The sequence below is a fragment of the Cellulomonas sp. GbtcB1 genome (assembly GCF_019091725.1).
GTDB lineage: Bacteria > Actinomycetota > Actinomycetes > Actinomycetales > Cellulomonadaceae > Cellulomonas.
In genome coordinates this window covers 1-232 of the sequence record NZ_JAGXJG010000634.1, presented here as the reverse complement: position 1 = coordinate 232, position 232 = coordinate 1, and the positions used below count along the sequence as shown (strand labels likewise).

Genomic DNA, 232 nt, shown 5'->3' with positions numbered 1-232 from the left:
GCGCTCACGGGGGCCGGCGCCCCCGAGGTCCGTGCCGGGTCCCTCGGGTACGCGGTGCTGATCCTCCTGCTGGGCGCGGTGCCCGCCGCGCTGCTGGGGGGCCTGGTCGGCGCCGGGGTGCTGGCCGTCGCACGCCGCCTGCCGCCGGCCGGTGACCCCCGCCGCCCACGCGCCCGGCTCGTCGCCGTCGCGGTCACGGGGGTGGGATCGACCCTCCTGGGCGCGGTCCTCG

Annotated in this window: 1 protein-coding gene; it reads left to right on the top strand. The window is 81.9% G+C overall.

The genetic code is table 11. The features are described from left to right. Positions 1-232, top strand: a 232-nt coding sequence (locus KVT14_RS21615) for a hypothetical protein (RefSeq protein ID WP_217617413.1), incomplete at both ends; no start/stop codon positions are given.